Origin of the sequence: Flavobacterium sp. DG2-3 (assembly GCF_030730925.1) — a bacterium.
In the GTDB taxonomy this organism is placed as follows: domain Bacteria; phylum Bacteroidota; class Bacteroidia; order Flavobacteriales; family Flavobacteriaceae; genus Flavobacterium.
Window position 1 is genome coordinate 116,874 of the sequence record NZ_JAVAMB010000011.1, and the last position, 20,873, is coordinate 137,746.

Here is a 20,873-nt window from a genome sequence, read left to right on the forward strand (position 1 = left end):
AATACATGAAAGATTTAGTAGTACTAGCCTCTGGAGATATAGTTTACCTATCAAGTATCAGTGATGATGAAACTTTTGATCCATTAAATAATGATCTGTTGTTTTTTAGCAATGGTTGGGTACGAAGATTTAAAAAAAATGGCATTTTTTATATGGCTATTTTTGACGAATCAAATGACCAATTTGACAGTTATAGGTCTGAAATAAATTTCTGGAATAATAATAAAATTAACGAAAGTAAAACTTATACTGTTGCTTCTTTTGGAGCGCTTGGAGGTATCTTTAGCATTCTCGATGTCCTTCCTCCAAAAATTAATGGAAATGATAATGTCATTTTTGCACATGAGATGCTATACCCTGAAAGTTTAGAAACATCAGAAATAGAAACAGAAACAATTTACAGATCTATTCCTTATCATTTATATAATTCAATAGACCCAAAACGACAAATAAATGTCTTACAAAGTACATCACCTATACTTTCGGATTATAAAATTATTCATGCAGGATCAAAAAAGATAATACCTTTTTTAACTCCATATTATAATTTCATAATAGATAAAAAGTACCTTGAAGTTAATAATCAATTAAGAAATCTGCATGATTACGAATTAGATATTTTAACTGATGTAATTCAAGTCTTTGATTGGATTTTTAGTCAAACTGAATTTTTGAATCTTCTAATTGCGTTGAAACTAGTCGAACCATTTAACCAAGTAATTAACTTACCCAATAGATATAATCACGATTATGGAATTATTGATTCAAAATATCATGCATTGTATAATGATGAATATTTTGCAAGATTAAGATTAGGTCTAATACAATTCAAATATTGGTTAATTCAATATAATGATGATTATTCAAAAATTAATGTAAATGATTTAATTGTCTATATCGTTAACTTATTTGATCCAATCGAACTAAGCTACTTGCCTTATAAAACAAAAATTAATTTATTAGATAAAATCCTAAGAGATAATTTCTGGATAATTGGAAATTGGGGGTTTAATAAATTAAATGATGAAGAAGCAATATTAAAAATAATTCGTGCTATTGCTAGAGAGGAATCAACTGGAGCGTTAAATTATTCAGAGATAGATGATTTCATGGATCTTCTTAATACCATTTTTGATTACAATAAAAAACTGACATTGTATGAAGTATTATACAGCAGAATAAATGATTCAACCTTATTAAGTGATGATGGAAAAGGAAATAAAGGCCAATTAGTAAAAGTAGTATATAATCTTTGGAGTGAAAGTAAATTCAATCCTCAGCACCTTGTCCCATCAATTGCTCAGAATGCCTTAAGTCATTTCGAATACACTCCATACAATTGTCGATGGCAATTTGACTCAAATGATCCTGAAATACTTTTTCCTCTTTTAGATGAAAATGCAGCACCGATGATTATTAACTATGAATCCGAAAAAATATTATTATGGTATATTGATAATTTTAGCTTCACATTTTATGAGAATAAAATACTTGCTAAAGAAAAAGTCAGAGACTATGGAGATCAACCTTATGGCGTTTATAAAATCTTTCAACCTATTGCATTAAAAGCAACTAATGCAACTGACACTATTATCAAAATGCCAGTGAAGGGAATAAGTGATAATGGAAATATTCTTAATTTTATCAATAATTGTTTTCCTATATTTTACTTACAATATGTTGACGATCTTGGTGATTATAGCGATACAAAAGAGACAATAGGAACTGCTGCAGATGTAATGTTGACATTCTCTGGACTAACAGGTCTGGGAAAGCTAAGCCACCTAAAAGATTTATCTTTGATAAGAAAATATTTCGTTGCTGGAGAATTATCGCTTGCCGAAATAGCCAGCTTTAGCAGAGCATTAGGAGTTTTAACAAATAATGCGCAAATAATATTAGGTATCGCAGGACTAATTCAACGCTTTGCAACTGCTGGGTGTACCATATACTACAATAGTCAGGGAAATCCACCCGACGAAAATGATCCCGAATATCAAAAATTTGAATTCTGCAAAAATATTGACACTTGGTTATTTGCTTTAGAAATGTTATCACTTTCAGGAGATCTTTTATCTCGAAGAGCATTTAAAAGAGCTACTAAAAAACTACAACAATCAATACCAAATGGAGCAGAATATAATGAATTAAGAACTGCTATAAATTCTTTGGATGAGATTGATAATATTCTAGCTCAATGGTTAAGTTCTCTTCAATCTTCACATCCCAATCTATATACAAAAATCATTTCTTTTGCCAATGATGAAAAGAAATTTGCCTGTATGTTTGATTTTCAATCAGCCAAGGCTGATGTTTTAAACGCGCTAAATTCTTCTGACGGCATACTTTTGGAACGATGGAGTGAGTTGTTTTCTCAAGGAATAGTTTTTGAGAGAAAAAGTATAGATTTTTTAAAAGATACATATTCAGTTAATACCATTATTAATTATTATAAACAAGCCGAACTCAAAAGTATTTTAGAAGGATTAGATGTCGCTACAAGGCAAAAATTATTTGATGAATTTAGACTTACTCAAAATGAATTTAAAAAACTTATTGAAAATCCAAATAAACTCGAATTAATTTTAGATTTTCAGAAAAAATTAAAATTAAACCAATTTGATGAGTTTACAAGATTAGAAATATTAAAATTTATTAATTCAGATCTAAAAAGTATACATATTGATTTATTAAGAATTAAAGCACAAAGTTTATTAGATGAATTAACTATAAGATATTTAAAAGAAATAAAAGATGAAGCAATATCAATTAGTAGATTAAAAAGCTTGCACAATGGAGATGTTTTTCCTTTCTTTCAAAATTTTAATAGGCGATTAAAAGACAAATTTAAGGGCTCAAATAAATTACTTGTAGAAATGCAAATATATTTTGATGATAATCCGATAGGTCAAATTATAAAAGAAAGATATTTGTCAGGTGAACAAAAAAAAATAAAACAAATTTTTGGTAACAATCTTCCTGAATTCTTTAGAGAACCTCTAAATTATGAAAATTACGATATTTTTAAAACAAAAGCAATTGATATAAACGGTAGAACAAGGCTTGATGACACTGAGTTAAAATTTATATTTAACTTTTTAGAAGAACACTGGAATAAAGGAAATCGCTTTGTGATAAATATGGAATCAACTTTATATACCTGCACAAGCTGTCAAAGTTATTTGGTATATTTGAAAGAATTAGCTAGACAGGAGGGAAAAATTATTGATATAACAGTTATATCGCATAAAGGTGCAACTAGTACCAATGAAATAGAAACAGCAATAGAAAATCTATAAATTTATGAATATACAATATTTAAAGAAATTAGAAACGAATCCTTCATTGGAAATTAATAATTCTGGTTACTTTAGTTCTATTAAAGGGATTACAGAAGCAGAAATTAAATCTCTAGAACAATTCTACAATAATGGAAATCCATTTCCTAAAGTTTTAAAAGAATTGTTGATTCTTGCTGGAACTAATTGTTTTGTTTGTGATTATGGAATAAATAAAACTCAGCAGGAATTGCAAGAATGGGTTAGAGAAGATCTGTTAGAGAACGAAAGAACAATTTCGAGACCGTTTTATGCTTTTGATGTATATGGAGGAAGCCAGTTTTTATTTATTTATTTAGACGAAGGTGATAACCCGTCAATTTACGAAGCTCATCCTTATAGCAATAATGATAGTTGGATCAGTCGTTTAAATAATTTGACAATAAAAAATCTAGTCGATAATGGTATTGAACGAATAAAAAGAGGTGAAAATCCTTTTTAAAATACTTATTTCCGACCCCGATAGCGCAGATCTATTTTCCGCGACGATAGCGCAGATTTGCAATCTGTGCCCGCAAAGTATTTCCTTCAATATCTTAAAAAAATAAAAAGTACTGTTTTATACTTTACTTTTTATTTTTATAGGAAAAAAGATCGTGTCAACAAAATACAAAGCAACAACAACTTTCTTGTTCTAAAATAAGTTTATATAAAAACAACTCAAAGGCAAAATTCTTTGAGTTGTTTTTAAAACTAAATCTTCTCTCAAGAATACCTAAAATCACCTTTTAAAACCCAATCTGGAAACTTAAAATAATAAGTTTCCCTTACCTCACTACTGCCTTTATTTTAAGACAATAGCCCAACTCTTATTTCTTATTCTACAAGTCTATTCTTGTAGAATGAAACCCTTATTGTGACGCCACTAACACAATTTTTAACCATTCAGACAACTTATAATCATCCAAAATCAACAACTGTTTGTAAGTGTTTTATCTGAATGAATTACGGTAAGCCTCCATAGCCTAATTAAAAGTCTATAAATATTTTAAACCCGTAATAATTAATTAAAAATGAGTACCAATCACAACAGAATCAAAGTGGCAGATTTAGAAACCAATCAGCCAAACAAAATTTTAAAAACCAATGTAAAAGGTGAACTTGAGTTTAGCAATGAGAACACGAAGATCGAAACGTATAATGCACTAGATGCTACGACTGAGGGCAAAGCGCTAGATGCCAGACAAGGAAAGGTTTTGAAAGATATGATTAGCAATATCAGTACATCACCTCCTTCTTTAGTCAATGACTTAACAACAGGAGGAACTGCTAAGGCTCTAACTGCAGAAATGGGAAAAACTCTCGAAAACACAAAACTTACTGCTTCTCTTGCTACAGATGCTGAAACTCAAATTTCTTCTTCAGCTGCAGAAGATAATAAAGTCGTAAGTCGTGTAAAATTATTTAACTGGTGGAATTGGATTAAAACACAAACTCAGAATATTTCAGGAACTTGGAATTTCATTAATAAGGTTACTTTAGCAACTGGAAGCACAACTTCTCCACCATTAGTTATACCTAATGGTACTTTGACTACTACTCCTTTAAACGGAGCTATCGAACGTGATAGTAGTGGAAAACTATGGACAACATATAGTTCTTTGCGATCTCGATTAATTACAAGTTCGGACCCTTTAATTTTACTAGCTTATAAATTTCAAAACAATCTAGAAGTTTATTTGCAAACCTCTATATCAGAAACAAAACAAGCTATCACATCAAATACTGAGATTGGTAAAATCGCAAATATTTCAATTCAAAGACTTAATGCAACAACTTTAACGAATCGTACATCTTGGAATTCAAATCCTAAATTACCAACCACTTCCAAAATTGAGGTTTTTTTAAAAATCAATAATGGCTTATTTGCAACTCATTGGTCGGGATCAAACCCAGTTAACCAAATCAAGGTAATGGAATATTCAGGAAATCTCTCTGGATATAAAAATTATCAAGAGCTTTTATTATTTAATATCCAAAATTCTGACCCATTAACGGCACAGTGGTCTACTATCACTTTTCCTGAACAAATTTTTAGAGAAGGAATTACTACAAGGACTGATAAATCTTATTACTTAAGAGACGCTTTAAATACAAGAACATTAGGGGCTTCTGAAGCATCTTTTAGTTTTGCTTTTGTAAACACATTAGATTTTGAAGATGCAACAAATGCCAATGGCCTTAATACAAATATTCAATTAAGAGCTAATAACTATGCTCTTTACATAGAAACAATAAGATAAGATATTTTAAATAAAAGTAATTGAAAACAAAATTAAAATCAAAAAGGAACTGAAATGAGAAGTTCCTTTTTGACTTTTTTAAATTCTAAATTCTTCTCACAATTCAGTTCCTTTTTTTCCATCAAAATAAATCCACTTCATCCACTCTCTTTACAACCCTGTACAGCCCTAGAACACCAATGTTAAAGCACTAAGCAGCTGTTTCTTAAAGCTCTTTTTTAAGCTCATCTTTACACTGTCAAAAGGAAAAAACCTTAAACAATCCTTTTCTAAAACAGATAAAAAATCCAAATCAAATTGCAGCTGAATGCACACCTAAAATCTACTCAAGATTAAGCATTGTTTAATCTATTAATCATTCCGAATACGAACAAAATTAAAGTCAAAAACAAATTAGAATATGCCAAGTAATACCATAACAGCGGTTCCAATTCCTACGCCAAGATATTACCCTCGATTGTCTGAGGTAATTACTGTAGACGATTTGCCTGAGTTTTTATCGTTTGTTGAAGATGGCTTGAACTCCATTTTTGATAAAATCCATTATAAAAACCTGCAATATTCAAAAGGGTATCGTGGCGATTCTGCTTTTTACAGTCTCGACATTGTTACAAGCAGTCCGCTTGCGCTTCCGTTACCATTTGATCTCAAATTGGTCTTCAATCCAGATTTAAAAGATGGCGACCAGTCTATTTCATCATTTCCTATTACACTGGAATATCAATGGGAAATTTTAGCTTTCCTAAAAACATTTAGCTCTAGCAGTTTTTCTTTTTCTATAAAAGATTTTTATGCTGTCGGTTTACAGGTTTTCCGCATTAGCGAAGAACAGGTAATTGCGCACATGATGAATATGTTTGTTGAAGCCCAAGAAGGAAGAACAAAATACGAACAGTTATTATTCGACATCAATACTTTTGACGAAGTAGCTAATGATCCTACTTATCAGGAATTAGAATTTCCTGAAAATGTGGAGCAATCTATTCAAAGCGTCATTGATGTTATTAATAACAGCCCACTTATTACAAAATCGATTCCGTTATTATTATTTGGAATTTATATTGCCAGAGATGGTTTTAGTGCAAACGAAATCAAACAAAAATTACAAGATTTTTACAATATTGTAGCTCCAGACGGAATTGAAGCTCACATTAAAAAAATCATAACTCCAAAAGCCAAAGCAACATTAGAATTAAGTGCTGGTATCGAATTTCCGCATAGTATTCTAAAGCCTGTTGAGCCAAATGGTGCTGATTTTCATGATCCTGCGGCTAAATCAACTTTTGTATTTGCTCAAGCACAATTGTATGCCGATACAGAAGCTGGAATTGGTTATCAGGCAGAGTTAGGCGGTTCTTTATATCCTGCAAATGCCATGATTGGCAATACAGGTTTAATGCTAGAATTAGATACTTTAAAAGTAGATTTAAGCAAAAAAACTAATATTCCAGAAGCTGATGCAGACGGACGCCCAAATGATTTTGTTGGGGTTTATGCTCGTGCAGCATCAGTTACATTGCCTTCTAAATGGTTTAATGATGAGCCAAAAGATGGCGAAGAAACAAGCCCTAAGCCAACAATAAAAATCGGAGCTTCTGACTTATTAGTGGGATCTGGAGGTCTTTCTGGAAATATTTATCTGGAGACTGTCCCTGAACCGAAAGGCGGTTCGTTTAATTATTTTAATGACAAATTCGACTTCTACTACCCTATTACAATGTTCGAAAAAGACGAAGTAAATGGTGTGGTAAACGAAAAGGAAATTGCAGATTATCCTGCCTTGCTTGTCTATTTGCAAAAATTATATACCGCTAAGCTTCCTTATACTTTTAAATTTCCATTAGCATTAAAAACAAAAGCAGGATCTTCAACTGTAAGTGCAAACACAGACTACTCTTTTGACAATGCTCTAGTTTATCAAGAATTTTTATCGCAACTGGAAGAAAACATGCTTTGGAAAACCATTGGATCTGCTAAAAAAGGATTCAAGGTTGGTTTTAACAAGTTTGACATTACTTTCAAACAAAATAAAGTTGTAAACTCCAACATTAAAGGAGCTTTAGAAATTCCGAAACTTAAAGAAAAAAACGACGCTCCTTTAAAAGTTAATCTTGAAGGGCATTTACAAGACGACGGCGATTTCAACCTTACCGCTTCATTCAATAAAGAAAATAAACCCGAAGCCAATTTATTTGGTCTGGTAGACCTTAAATTTAACAGTTTCGAACTTGGAAGACAAGATGATGATTATTATTTAGGTACATCATGTTCTGTTTCTTTTCCTGAAACCACTTTAATGGGTAGCTTATTGAAAGGAAAAGGCTTTGAGGTTGAAAAACTACGCGTTTACAGCGACGGAAATATTGAAGTTGAAGGAGGATCTATTCCGATTCCGGTTAGTTTATCGGTCAATCTTGGACCTGTCCAAATGGCGGTTACCAATATCAATTTTGGTTCGACTCAAATTAACGGACGTAAATTTAATTTCTGGGGGTTTGACGGCGCAATCAGTATTAACCCGCTTGGAGTTGATGCCCGCGGTGAAGGTGTAAAATACTATTATCCTACTGACGGCGGTCATGATTCTTTCATCAGAATTCAGACTATTGAGGTCGATTTGACAATTCCAGGAACCGCAACTGAAGCTTCTGCAATGGCAATTATTCATGGCATGGTTACACTTCCAGAACCAGGAAAATCTAAAGAATTTATTGGTGAGGTGAGTTTAAAACTGCCAAAAGCAAAAATTTCTGGAAGTGTTGGAATGCGATTTATGCCAAAATATCCAGCCTTTTTAATCGATGCCAGTATTGAACTGCCTGTCCCTATTCCTCTTGGATTCTTAGCAATTAATGCCTTTAGAGGTTTATTAGGTTTTAGATATGTGGCAACCAAAGAAGCTGTAGGATTAACCAAAGAAGATAAATGGTATGATTATTACAAACATCCAAAACCAGGTATCAACATTAAAAAATTCAGCGGGCCACCAGATTCGATGCAATACGATGCTCCGTTTTCTATCGGAGCGGGTGCGACTTTTGGAACCGTTGCCGATGGTGGTCATGTATTGTCATTGCGTGCGATGCTGTTATTATCTCTGCCTACTCTATTTTATATTGAAGCTGGACTGAATGTTATTTCGGGACGATTGGGTCTTATTGAAGAAGATCCTAGCAACCCTCCATTTTTTGCCATGGTTGCTTTTGGAGACGACTCATTAGAATTAGCTGCTGGAGCCGACTTTAGCATTCCAAAAGATAGCGGACAAATTATTAAACTTCATGCCTTACTAGAAGCTGGGTTTTTCTTTAAAAACCAGAAACCTTGGTATGTCAATCTAGGTTCTAAAAAAGATCCGATTACAGCAGAAGTCTTAACCTTATTTACGGCAAAATCTTTTATTATGATTTCTGCTCAGGGAATCGAGGCTGGAGCAAGATTGGATTTTAAATTACAGCAGAGTTTTGGCCCAGCCAAAGTGAAATTGTGGGCTTATCTGGAAATGGGCGGAAAGATTTCGTTCAAACGTCCTCAAATGGGTGGTTACATTTCTGCTGGTGGAGGAATCCAGATTAAACTTTTGATTATAAATGTTGAAATCGCTCTAGATACGATATTCTCTGTCGAATCTTTTAAACCGTTTTTAATTTATGCCAAATTAGAACTAAGCGTTCGCATAAAAATTGCCCTTGTAAGGGTGCGTAAAAACTTTACGGTTGAACTGCAATGGGATATTAATCGAGTTGTCGACCGTACGCCATATAGCCCAATTCCGATGGGAACTGAGGGAGATGGACAGGATAATCGAACCTTAGAAAATGTAAAAGGAGTTCATATGCTTACAAATGAAGCATTTGCTCTCGATTTTTTCAGAGATGTTCCAAATGGTAATGACATTACCCAAAAAATTCCTTTGGATACGTATATCGATATAAAAATGGCTAAAGGTGTATTGCCAAATCCAGAGCTCTCTAAAAAAGTGGGTGGTTATACTGCTGATGCTAAAAACTATACCGATATGATGCCTCCTGTAAGTACTCAAGCAGGAAGAAAGTTACGTCAGGTTAAACATGAATACGGAATTAAATCGATCAATATAAAATCTTGGAATGGTTCTGATTGGGTAGATTATCATCCTTTTGAAGCGGTTGTAAAAGATGGAGAAAGAACCGATGCATTAAAGAAATTACGTTGGGCGCATTGGCAAAAAGCTATTGACCAGTATGATTCTATTCGTGTCTTGGCAACAGATCCGTTTTCGTTTTTAAGTGCTGGAGAGCCAGGGTGGCATGTTCCAGAACAATTAGGTATTACGGCTTCCAGACTATTCTGTGCATCAGCTCAAATAGAACCCCATCATACTGATTTTCTTAATAAACAAATTGGCCAGCGCTATTATGTGCCAATGCAGTATGAAGCAGATAAAATCAATGGATTGTTTTTTAGATTAAATGGAGAACTTCCTGTAATTACTGGCAATTACACAATGGAAGGCGGAGATTTCATGAGCATTACGACAGACAGAAATCCGCATGGTTATAGTAAATCACTTTCATTTAAAAACGAAAATGAGTTAGAAATTATTTTCCCAGAATCGGCTATTGATCCAACATTACAGCTTACAACTCAAGCAAAAGAGGTAAAGATCGCAGCTTATACAGCCACTTTTAAAAATGGCGATAAATTAGTTTCCTATGAGCCTATTAATTTTAGAAAAGAGAATGAAAATGAATTTGCTAAAGAGCATCTTTATACCAAAGCAGAATTTTTAACCGCCATAACCTTATTTAGTGAAGAAGTTGAAAATCAGAAAATAAAGATTGACAAAATTGTAATTAGTCCCGTTTCAGCAAAGGCAAAACGCATTAAAGAAATTAAACATGAAATTGCCCAATTATTTGATGCTACTTCTAAAGATTTAACTGGTGAAATTGAAATTATCTTAACTGATCCTGCAAAAATTACGAAATACAATTCGCTTATAGCTGAATTGGAAAGTTTAAAAATAGCTGCAGGAAATGACAATGTAAATTCTGGAGGAAATCAAGATGCACTGACTTTTACTCATTATTATGGTTATAACGGAAGAGTTCTGTATGATTTTGATCAGGTCATCAAATTCAATGATTCGTATGTTATAACATTTCATCCAAAAGAAAATACTAAAACTACGATTCTCCTACAAGTTGATTTTGATGGAAGTATTATTAGAGAACGTTTGATTAACGGAATCGTGACTTCTTTGCAAGTTGTAAATGGAAATTTAGTCGTAACTCAAGCTTTAAACGCAGAACAATGTAAAGGAATTGGTGAAGCGACTATTGATCTTGATTTTATTATAGGATGTGTCTCTCCTATCGCTGCAACAGCAATTGTAGAAATGGACGACGAATTAAGTCCTATTTCAGGAACGCAATATCTAAATGCCTATTCTTTAGGTTTTAATGAAGTTCTTCCGTTAGCAAATAATGATTTGCTTTGGGTTAATACACTATCAAATGAAACTCAAATCAGCTGGATTAAAGGAAGCGATAAAACGGTAGTTTATCATTCTAAAATAAATAGTGAAGCAATAAAAGTTTTAAAGCAAAATGATGCTGAGTTTACTTTGATTACTAAAGACAAAAAAATCGTCCGTCTGAATATCAATAACACAACGAAAGTAATTTCTGTAGCTGATACAAAAGTGCTTTCTGATACTGAAATTGTTGAAATCATTGATGCTATTATTGTCAATGGCAAAACTTGGGTTTCAGTCAAACTTTCGAACAATAAATTCGGTTTAGTTCAAATTAATGGAAATGCCATTAATCTGATGAAGAATGATGCCATTTTTGAATCGCCTGTTTATTTGTCTAATAATGCTTTAAGTGATAATTCTGTTCTTGCTTACAACACGCAGTTTCTGTTTGTAATTAGCGAAACATTAGAACTTAAGAAATTAGTTAAACGAGAAACTGAAATTAAAGACGCTTCCATTCTTAAGGTTCAAAATGAACCATCTGTAAATGAAATCGTAATGCTTTCTAGCAAGCCAAAAGAAAAAGGAATTTATTTTTCATTGTTTAGTGATGCTTTTGATAATTGCTCTTTACATCCTGCTGCAACAGTTACGGTTACATCATCAGCAACAGCTTTAACCAACGGAAATATCGATTTTACAGCATTAAGCCTTATTAGTGGATTAGACTTTAGAAGAAGTCTTAAAAATTCAAAAATTATTGTAACAGATGCTGTTATTTGTTCAAGTTTCGAAAGTGCTGAAGATCCAGAACTAGATTACGCAACTTATATTCAGAGTGTAGAATGGCTTAGCAAAGAAGATTATTATCACAATAAAACCATTTTGGATATTCCAGCTGTTGGCGAGCAATTTCAAGCTATGAAAGACGCCGTGCAAACAACTGTTCAACCAATCTGGAGACCAAATACGACTTATTGTTTAGATTTTACTTTAACAGATACGGTCGATGATAATAAAAAACGTCCGACTGAATTTAAATATTACTACGGATTTAAAACATACGGCCCAATTGGGCATTACCCAGTTCCGTATCCAGAAAATCAAAATCCAGAAGTGAAAAATGAATTGACAGCTTTATCTAAATCGACTTTAACCTCATTAAGAAGTTACTTGGATTACGATCGTTCTTATCCAAATGCCGATGGAAGTTTGCTGCAGTCTAAGCCTTCATTCTACGGTGCTGAACAGTGTAAGATTTCTTTATTCTTTACCAACACTTACACTTCTCATATGTTTAAGAAATGGGAAAATTATGACTCTAGCAGACCAGAAATTAAGGGTGCATTGAATCTTTATATAAAAGATCCGCAGACTGATGTAGTTATTGAATATCCGCCAAAAACAATAATAGTAGATGGCGAAGAAATAAAGTATGCGAAAACAGAAGAAACAGCTGACGAAAGCTTAAAATGGACTGATGACAATGATCCAAGACTTCCATTAGGTCTTAGAGTTTTAAACAATTTTATTGGCGATAATCGTGAAATATGCGATTTAAATTTAGGAGATCCTTTAAAGCCAAAATCGTTAAAATACAAAGCAACATTAACCAATTTAAAACCTTCAAAACTGTATACGGTTTTAGTCAATAACTTTTTTGATGGGGCAGAAATCGGAGTTACCAGTGAAAGCAAAAATGTTTTGGTTCACCAATTCGGATTCCAGACTTCTCGTTACAAAGATTTCAAAGAACAGATTGAAAGTTATTTTGCTGATCCAGAAAAAACGAAAGGAGCTTTGTATGAAGTAAATGTAAATCTGAATCAAGAACGCATTGATGCTTTATATTATTTAATTGCTCCAAAAGTTGCTAATAGTACAAACGCTTTAAGTGATTCTATAGCATCAAAATATCAGCATTTGTTTGATCGCGCTTTTGAAGGAATTTTAAAATTATCTCCTCTAGATCCAGCTCAAAGCACTGAGGTTAATAAAATTATTGATACCAATACAGGAGCCACAATTGCGCTTTTAGTTCGTAATCCTGAGCCATTCAATATTCCGAAAATGCCTTTAGAAGAAATTCAGGATACCATTTCGGTTTTAGACCAATTAGGAAATCCAATATCTGGATTTGAGGTATTGCATTCGAAAGATTATTCTCAGGCATTGATTATGCATCGCGACAAAACCATTTTGGATGTAGAAAAATTGAAAATCAAGTTTAAATACAAAATGTGGAATACGGAAGGAAACGGAACTTCTCTAACGAATACTGTTGATACACAAATACTACCATTAAACAATATAAATCTTTAAAAAAACAAGAAAAATGAGTTCTATAAATCTTCAAGAAAGCCAACTTTCTGGCTGTGAAACTTATGTTGCAATTGTAGTAGACGAATCGGGTTCTATCAATGGCGATGAAGCGCAGCAGATTCGTGAAGGGCTAGCTTTATTTATCAATTCTCAGTCACAAAGTAAAATCACACTTTCGTTAATCGGAATGTCTAACAGCGATACTGCTGTTAGACCCGATAACGTAATCGAAAAAAGAATTTCAAGCAATAAAGGCTCTTTTATAGATTGGATTAATTTATATGGAAATGGTAGGGCTTACATACAATCGGACTATTGGGCATCTGGTTTAAATGTTGCTAAAAATCTGCCTGTTACTCCAGACATCGTTTTTATAATTACAGACGGTATGCAGGTTAATAATTCTGAATTATTAAAAAATCTGTTTGCCGATTTGAACCTTACCTCAAAAGTTTTTGTATACGGAGTGACAAGTTCTTTTGATACTATGCAAGAACTAACTACGCCTCTTACTAACTTTTTAGGAAGAACACCAATTTTCAAAAATGACCAGACTTCTGTTTTAGATTCAGATTATGTTAGAGTTCCTGACTTCAGTACTCTAGGAATGGAATTAAACAAATTGGCTGACGATTTATCTCTTTTACAAATTGGCTGTTTTCCAAATGTAAGCATTACTGCGGATCATTTGGTTTATCCAACATTAAAAAAAGGTATTAGAGTTAGCAAACCATGCGGCACTTTGGTTCTTAAAAATAAAAGTCGTGTTCCGCTAACTTTAAATGCTGGAACAAAAATTCATAGCGAAAAAAGCCTAAACGGACTTATTTTTAAGCTCGAAAATTCGGTTACCATTCCTGGAAAATCTGAAGTTGAAGTTCCAATTCGAGTTGAAGGAAAAGCTCTAGCTCTTGGTCGTTTTACGGCTCCTGTATCGCTCAGTGATGTTTATAATCCTTTAGGTATCAGCATTAATTTTAATATTGGCAGAGAGTCGTCGGTAATCGATATTTCTTCAGACAAAACCAATCTGCAATCGACTTATTTGCAAATTGCAGCGGCAGGTTCAAGAGGAATTGACAGTACAAAAGGAATTCATCTTCGCTGGACGCTGGCTGGCAAATTGGGACAAAATCACCTTCCAAAAGGAGAATTATACACTGGTGAAAGTTCTAATTTAAGTTTCAACAAACCTGAGGACTTTGTCAAAGTATACAGAGCGCCTTATACTAAAATTAGTCAAAACATAGATTTAACTCAGAATCCGAATGTTGTTGATAATAAGAAAGCACTTTGGATTTACAAAACGGCAAATCCGCAAAGATCTGTTTATGTTAACTTTCTAGACACCAAAAAATATAAAACGATTAGAGTTACCATCGATCCGCTGACAAATCCAACTGCCTTTATGCAGCTTTACGGAAACAGTCTGGTCGAAATTGAAACCAAAACAGATTTGTTTTTTGCTGCAGAATTAGATTTTTCTTCCTCAAATAATTCAAAAAATGTTAAGCTCGAAACACTGTCAGTTGCCGAAAATAAAATCACCGCTGCCAAATGCGTAACCAATCGTAAAACGTATACTTCAGCACAATTAAACAATCCTATTCGTTTGGTGGCTGAAAATGGAAGAAGCATTCGATTTAAAGCAAGCAATTGTCTTTTAAAATCAGTTCAGCTGGAATTTTATTCTGATTTTATTACAAATGCCAATGCTAATGGAGATTGGTTTTTAAAAGGCAAATACGGATTAACCAAAGATGATTTTAAGGTTTTTGAACAGCTGGAGCCAAAACTAAATGCGGTTCATGGAAAATGGCTAAAGTTTAACGATGGCGAATATGTCAACATTAAAAATTACCACACAAAATGGAACAGACCAACTGTCGAAAATGATATTAGTGACGAAAACATTAAAAGCATTGTTTCTAAATATATTTCTTTAAGTGAAAAACCAGAGAATCCAACTGCAGAAAAAGAGATTCCTTTTGGAGATAAGATTCCTGTAAACGAACCAAAAGAAGGAGAACAACAAGTTTATGCGGAAAATTTAACCAAAGTATCTTATCTCGATCTTTTGAACATTGCGGCAAACGACTATCACGTTGCGCGTATGCTAGGATTAGGCTGTCTAGATCTTGATGAAGAAGTTTATGACGGAGAATATATTTACTTAACAGAATATACCACTTTTGGTAGTTTGGAAGACGGCATTATTGGAGAAGAAGTACAGCATCTTTCTATGAGTATTCCGACTTCCATAAACACAGAGCGTATGCCTCTTCCGGTACAGTTAAGTAAAATTGTTCCTGGGTTAAATGTAGATGCAGACGAAAATCCGAATGCTCGAATTACAGATGCTAACGGTTATAGTTTTGATGGAAAGAAAAGATTTGTAAGCTTATTTATGGATGACGTGATGGATTATGATGTTATAGATCCGAAATCCAAAAATGACTTCTTCCAATCTTCTTTAGAATACGATGGAAGCTCTTTTACATTCCCTGTCTATTTAGGAATTGACTATAAAATTGCTACAGAAACAACATGGACAGAGTTATCCTATGATGTTGAATACAAAAGTGTCAATCAAAATTTAAAAGAATCTAATTACGAAACCGTTCCGATTATTATTCCTGAGTCTGGAAAATCAATTTTAAATGCTATTCAAGAAAAAACAGGAGATAATCTTTACATCTATCAAGGATACGGAATTAATATTTTTTCGAGAGCTTCAGCAGGGCGTCAGATCAGCATTAGATCTGATATTAAACCTGCTAATAATTTAATGCCGCCGAGCAATATTAATGCACTTTTAGTTACGGAAGAAAAACCTCTGATGTTTACTTCGCTTTCTGAACAGCAATTGTTAAGCAAAATTACAGGAAGTGATAAAACATTGGTTAGAATGATGTTCGATTATAATTCTTCTCAAGAACTTATCAGTTATCCTATTCCTGAAGAAATGACTGCTCAAGATGCAGAAATAGACAAAAACTCTATTTTTCCTGATGATAAAGAAATATTTGCGGACCATTTTAAACTGTATTATAAAGATGGACTTCCAGAGGTTGAATACGGTCAAATTGATGATATTGTAGACAGCTCCGCAGACAATCTGACTTCAATCGTTAAGATAAGAGAATACAAAATCACCAGCAGCGGTCAGCAAGTAAAAATTGGTCTTGACAATACCAATAAAGCTAGATTTAATGCCGGAATTTTAACCATTGGAGACGAAAACTATTTAATTCAAAATATTCAAGTTGAGTTTAAAAAGGACGATAAAAACAATGATGTTTTTGATTATGCTTTAGTCGAAGTATTGAAAAAAGAAGTAACCGACAAACTTCATGCTGACGGAGATGCAACAATAGATTCTGAGCAAATTAAAAGCATTAAAATGCCAGAAAGCAAGTTATGTACGCTGGTGCAAAATATGCAAACAGCTGCTAATTGGCATCAGCCAGAAATGGCTTTTGATGTTCAGTATCCAGCCAATTTAAATGTTATTCATAGAGAAGCTATTGATCATTCGAATGAAAATGGTAATAATTTGCAATTAGAAAAAACAAGAGGAATTTGGCAAGATGCTGTAATTGAAAGAGTATTGGAAGTTTCTTATGAAATGAACGCAGATGGCTCCTACAAATTGAATCAAGAGAAAGATCCAATTAAACTAGATGACGAAAAACATTTAGGGTTATATAAAATCACTTTTCCCGGTTTTAATTTACCTCAACATACTCAATTCAAATCGGAAAAAGAAAATTCTGTTGAATGGTCTAACGGAGTCGTACGATTGTTTACAAAAAGCGCTATGCAGCTAGGAAATACTGTTCCGGTAAAATCGAGAAAAGAATTTAAAGTTTATAAAACAGAAAACATTGGAACAACTGGAGATTTAGTCTTGTACATTGACGATCCTGATTTTAAACTTGGCGATTACATTGCTCAAACAATGGATGAAAACTATGATGAAATTTTAGGCGCTGTAAATACAATCCCTGATGAAGATTATGTTTCTCAGAGTGTAAATTATTATCCAAGCTACAAAGTTTATTTGTATGCAGATCCCGCATCTGGAATCACAGCACAAAATATTCAGCCAAGAGAAAATGAAAGTACGCACTACTCTATTTTCGGAATTAGTACGCATGCCATACAGCCTAAATTTGAATACAAATCAAAAATTAGCATTCCCTGTCCGATGTATGCTGTTAAAGTGGAGAAAACTGAAAAACCTAAAGAAATTATCGGAGGAAGTCTCTATGCAACTCGTCCTGATTTTTACAATCGTTCTTCGTACACGTTTACAACAGAGTACGCAGCAGAATCTGGCCGTAAACCTTATGGATTATTACATTACAGAGCCAATGATGAAGATTTTCTGAATATTTTATACAAGCCTGAAACAGTAAGTACAATTCGTGAAGAATTGGATAAACTAGGCGGAAATGATGAAGTTAGTTTTAAAGAAAGATGGAACGACTTTTTAGATTTTGATGCTCTTGCACAAAGAGGACATTATAAAACTTTGCCAGAAAATGATCCCGACAAAAACTATCAATTTCCATTGCCAAACAACGAAGAGTTTATAAAATTAGTTAATGATTTTATTAAATGGCATAACAGCACTTTAGACAAAACAACTAAAAAGGCAGAAAAAATTATTTCGTTAGAATCGCTTAACCAAGTTTTAATTTCTGTAGACGAAGGAGTTCAACAGCCTCTATTGGCAATTCATTTTGTTCAAGAAGCCATTCAGGCTGCGTTTGTTCCTTTGACAGAAGTTCCTGTCGTTTATGAGCATATTAAAGGGAATGATTATATCCCAATTAATAAAAAACAAACGATTAAGGATAAAAATGGAAACGCCTTAAAACCAACCGATTCCGATTTTGACATTGCTCCAATGATGAAAGTCATTAGCGATAGCGAAAACAAAGTGCAATTCACCGATTTTAATTTGGATGGAAATTCGCAGAATGTTTATTTCTACGCTGTTCGCGAAATGGACATCAAGATGAATTTTGGATTGTTCAGTGATTTTATAGGACCTGTAAAACTAGTTGCTTCCACTCCGCCTAAAACACCAGAAATTAAAAGAATTATGCCAATTCTTGAAAATCAGGTTCTCGGAATTAAGCCTGCTGTTCAGATTGAATTAAATGCGTATCAGCCACAATATAAAATCAAAAAAATCAATATTTACCGTGCTGAAACAATGCTGGAAGCACAATCAATAAGAACCATGAAGCTGGCAAAAGAGATTGTTATAGATGAAAATACTTTGTCTGCCAATTTTGAAAATGTCTGGACGGTTTACGACGATTTTGAAGATTTAGAATATGTTCCTTTTGGTGATGGTCTTTTTTACAGAATTACAGTTTCGAAAGAAATTGAATATGCAGATTCAGAATCAACAACTGAAAAACCACATATTGATTATGCTCCATCTCAGCCTTCAAAAATTACGGCAACAGCAATTGTTGATACGGTTTCTCCTGAGTCTCCAACTCTAGAAGCTTCGGGAGCTCCTACAGGAACTAATGGCGAGATTTTAAAACCTGTCATTTTCAATTGGGAAAAAACGGCTTATAAAGGTAAATATCATTTATACAAAATGAATAATCAGGGCAACTGGGAAAAAATTCATGAGATTTCTTCGAATCTAGATCAAGTTGTACTGCCTTTACTAGCGACAAAATCAAAAACCGATGAACTGATTATTAAAGATGAAAACGGCGAAAGAATTTATCATCATTTCAAAGTAATCTCTGAAAATTCATCGGGAATGCTAAGCAGTGAAGAAAAAATCCTAACTCTTTAAAACTAATAAATACCAATGAGAATACCTCATTGGTATTTATATCAGAATCTCAATTAAAAAACTATTTAAGCAAAGAAATAAAACTAAATAAAATGGTAACAAGAAATGACTTTCACAACAAATTCAATAATGGAGATGTTCCATCACACTCAGACTTTGTTGAAATTTTTGACAATTTCGTTCATAAAAATGACGACAGGGCCACTTTCGAAATGGTCGAAACAGGAACAGATAATTCGCGTTATATCACTCCAGCACTTTTAAAAGCCGCTTTTCAAAACGCTGGAATTATTGCTGGCAATTGTTATGTTCCATTCAAAAATTTTCAGGATAGTTTTACTGGACTATCGATTCAGCTAGATCCAGCTCCTATTGAAGACAGCGCCAAAGTCTATAAAAATGGACAATTATTAAAAGAAATTGAAGATTATACTATAAACTACGACAGTGGAGTACTTACTTTTTCGGACACAGTCACTAATCGAAATATCGAAGTAAACTATTGGGCTAAAAATAGTAATGAAGAATCAAATGATCCAAATGCTGACCCAATTCTTGGAAGTTTATCTGTGCCGTTTAAAGAAAATTTTGAAGGAGATACTTTTAATAGCGATAAAATTACTTTAACCGAACTTCCTATTAAAGATAGTGTTCGAATCTATAAAAATGGCCAGCTGCTTAGAGAAGGAACGGGTAAAGATTATGTTGTAAATTATGATAACGGAATCATTACTTTTTCTGCTGTAGTAAGCAACCGTAATATCGAAGTAGATTACTGGTTTAAAAGCGCTGTCACTTTATCCGATTTAGATTTAAAAACCAAATATGTTGACTTAACAACTCCTCAAAGCATAGGAGGAAATAAAACCTTTACTGAAGCAGTTGAAGCGAAAGGGTTTATCAAAACCGGCGGAACTTCCAGTCAATTTTTAATGGCCGATGGTTCGGTTTCAACTTCTCCTGGTTCTGATTATGATGCTGGGCATGCCGGTTTTGGTGTTCTTGCATTTGGAAATGGAGGCTATCAAAAATTCAGTAACGGACTTATTTTGCAATGGGCCTATTTGATAAATAATGCCAACACGTATAGCTTTCCTTTAACTTGGCCTAATCGTGCTTTGAGTGTTATGGTTTCTACTATAAGAACAAGCTCAGGAAGCAGAGGATACAACCACGTTGGAAATATTACACAGAGTAGCTACTATGCTCTTATTGACAGCAGTATTGGTTATATGTTCGCAATTGGCTATTAATTATAAACTTAAAAAATAAAAAATTATGTATAAGGGAACCTATAACGAAAACGGAGAATACACAGGTTTTTATGTGGAAGAAATTCATGAAAATATTCCTGAACCTAATATTGAATTAACTGAAAAAGAATGGCAGGAAGCATTGTCAAAAAATTATAAAGTAATTGAAGGCAAGCATACTCATGTTCCTTTTGTTCAAAATAAAGAAAATCTTTTATCAAATCTTAGAACTACACGAAATGCTCTTTTAACAGAAAGTGATTGGACACAAGTAGAAGATGCTCCTCTTTCTGAAGAGAAAAAAATGGCTTGGAAAAATTACCGACAAGAACTAAGAGATTTAACTGATTTGGAAGATGTGGTAAATGTTATCTGGCCAAATGCACCAGTATAATTCAATCGCCATTTTTTGATCTTCGAAAA

The 20,873-nt window shown here is 33.3% G+C and carries 7 protein-coding genes; all 7 read left to right on the forward strand.

Going from position 1 to position 20,873, the window contains the following annotated elements; all coding sequences use genetic code 11:
- Positions 1 to 5 precede the first annotated feature (5 nt).
- Positions 6 to 3,299: a hypothetical protein gene (locus tag Q9Q97_RS16080; RefSeq protein WP_306158896.1), complete on the forward strand. Its 3,294-nt coding sequence runs from the start codon at positions 6 to 8 to the stop codon at positions 3,297 to 3,299.
- 4 nt (positions 3,300 to 3,303) lie between these two features.
- Complete coding sequence (locus Q9Q97_RS16085) at positions 3,304 to 3,780, forward strand: hypothetical protein (protein ID WP_306158898.1); 477 nt, start codon at positions 3,304 to 3,306, stop codon at positions 3,778 to 3,780.
- Positions 3,781 to 4,351: 571 nt separating this feature from the next.
- The gene (locus tag Q9Q97_RS16090; protein WP_306158900.1) at positions 4,352 to 5,581 is read left to right on the forward strand and encodes a hypothetical protein; all 1,230 of its coding nucleotides are present in this window, start codon (positions 4,352 to 4,354) and stop codon (positions 5,579 to 5,581) included.
- 400 nt (positions 5,582 to 5,981) lie between these two features.
- Entirely contained in the window at positions 5,982 to 13,364 is a 7,383-nt protein-coding gene (locus Q9Q97_RS16095) for a hypothetical protein (RefSeq protein ID WP_306158902.1), read from the forward strand.
- A 13-nt stretch (positions 13,365 to 13,377) separates the two neighbouring features.
- Positions 13,378 to 19,197, forward strand: coding sequence for a hypothetical protein (locus tag Q9Q97_RS16100; protein ID WP_306158904.1), 5,820 nt, complete (start codon positions 13,378 to 13,380; stop codon positions 19,195 to 19,197).
- Positions 19,198 to 19,289: 92 nt separating this feature from the next.
- Positions 19,290 to 20,450 (forward strand): hypothetical protein, encoded by a 1,161-nt coding sequence (locus Q9Q97_RS16105; RefSeq protein WP_306158906.1) that lies wholly within the window; start codon positions 19,290 to 19,292, stop codon positions 20,448 to 20,450.
- A gap of 25 nt (positions 20,451 to 20,475) precedes the next feature.
- Entirely contained in the window at positions 20,476 to 20,844 is a 369-nt protein-coding gene (locus Q9Q97_RS16110) for a tail fiber assembly protein (RefSeq protein ID WP_306158908.1), read from the forward strand.
- Positions 20,845 to 20,873 lie beyond the last annotated feature (29 nt).

Coding starts and splice junctions, on each gene's coding strand:
- Q9Q97_RS16080 (WP_306158896.1), top strand. CDS start 6: ATGAAAGATTTAGTAGTACTAGCCTCTGGAGATATAGTTTACCTATCA.
- Q9Q97_RS16085 (WP_306158898.1), top strand. CDS start 3,304: ATGAATATACAATATTTAAAGAAATTAGAAACGAATCCTTCATTGGAA.
- Q9Q97_RS16090 (WP_306158900.1), top strand. CDS start 4,352: ATGAGTACCAATCACAACAGAATCAAAGTGGCAGATTTAGAAACCAAT.
- Q9Q97_RS16095 (WP_306158902.1), top strand. CDS start 5,982: ATGCCAAGTAATACCATAACAGCGGTTCCAATTCCTACGCCAAGATAT.
- Q9Q97_RS16100 (WP_306158904.1), top strand. CDS start 13,378: ATGAGTTCTATAAATCTTCAAGAAAGCCAACTTTCTGGCTGTGAAACT.
- Q9Q97_RS16105 (WP_306158906.1), top strand. CDS start 19,290: ATGGTAACAAGAAATGACTTTCACAACAAATTCAATAATGGAGATGTT.
- Q9Q97_RS16110 (WP_306158908.1), top strand. CDS start 20,476: ATGTATAAGGGAACCTATAACGAAAACGGAGAATACACAGGTTTTTAT.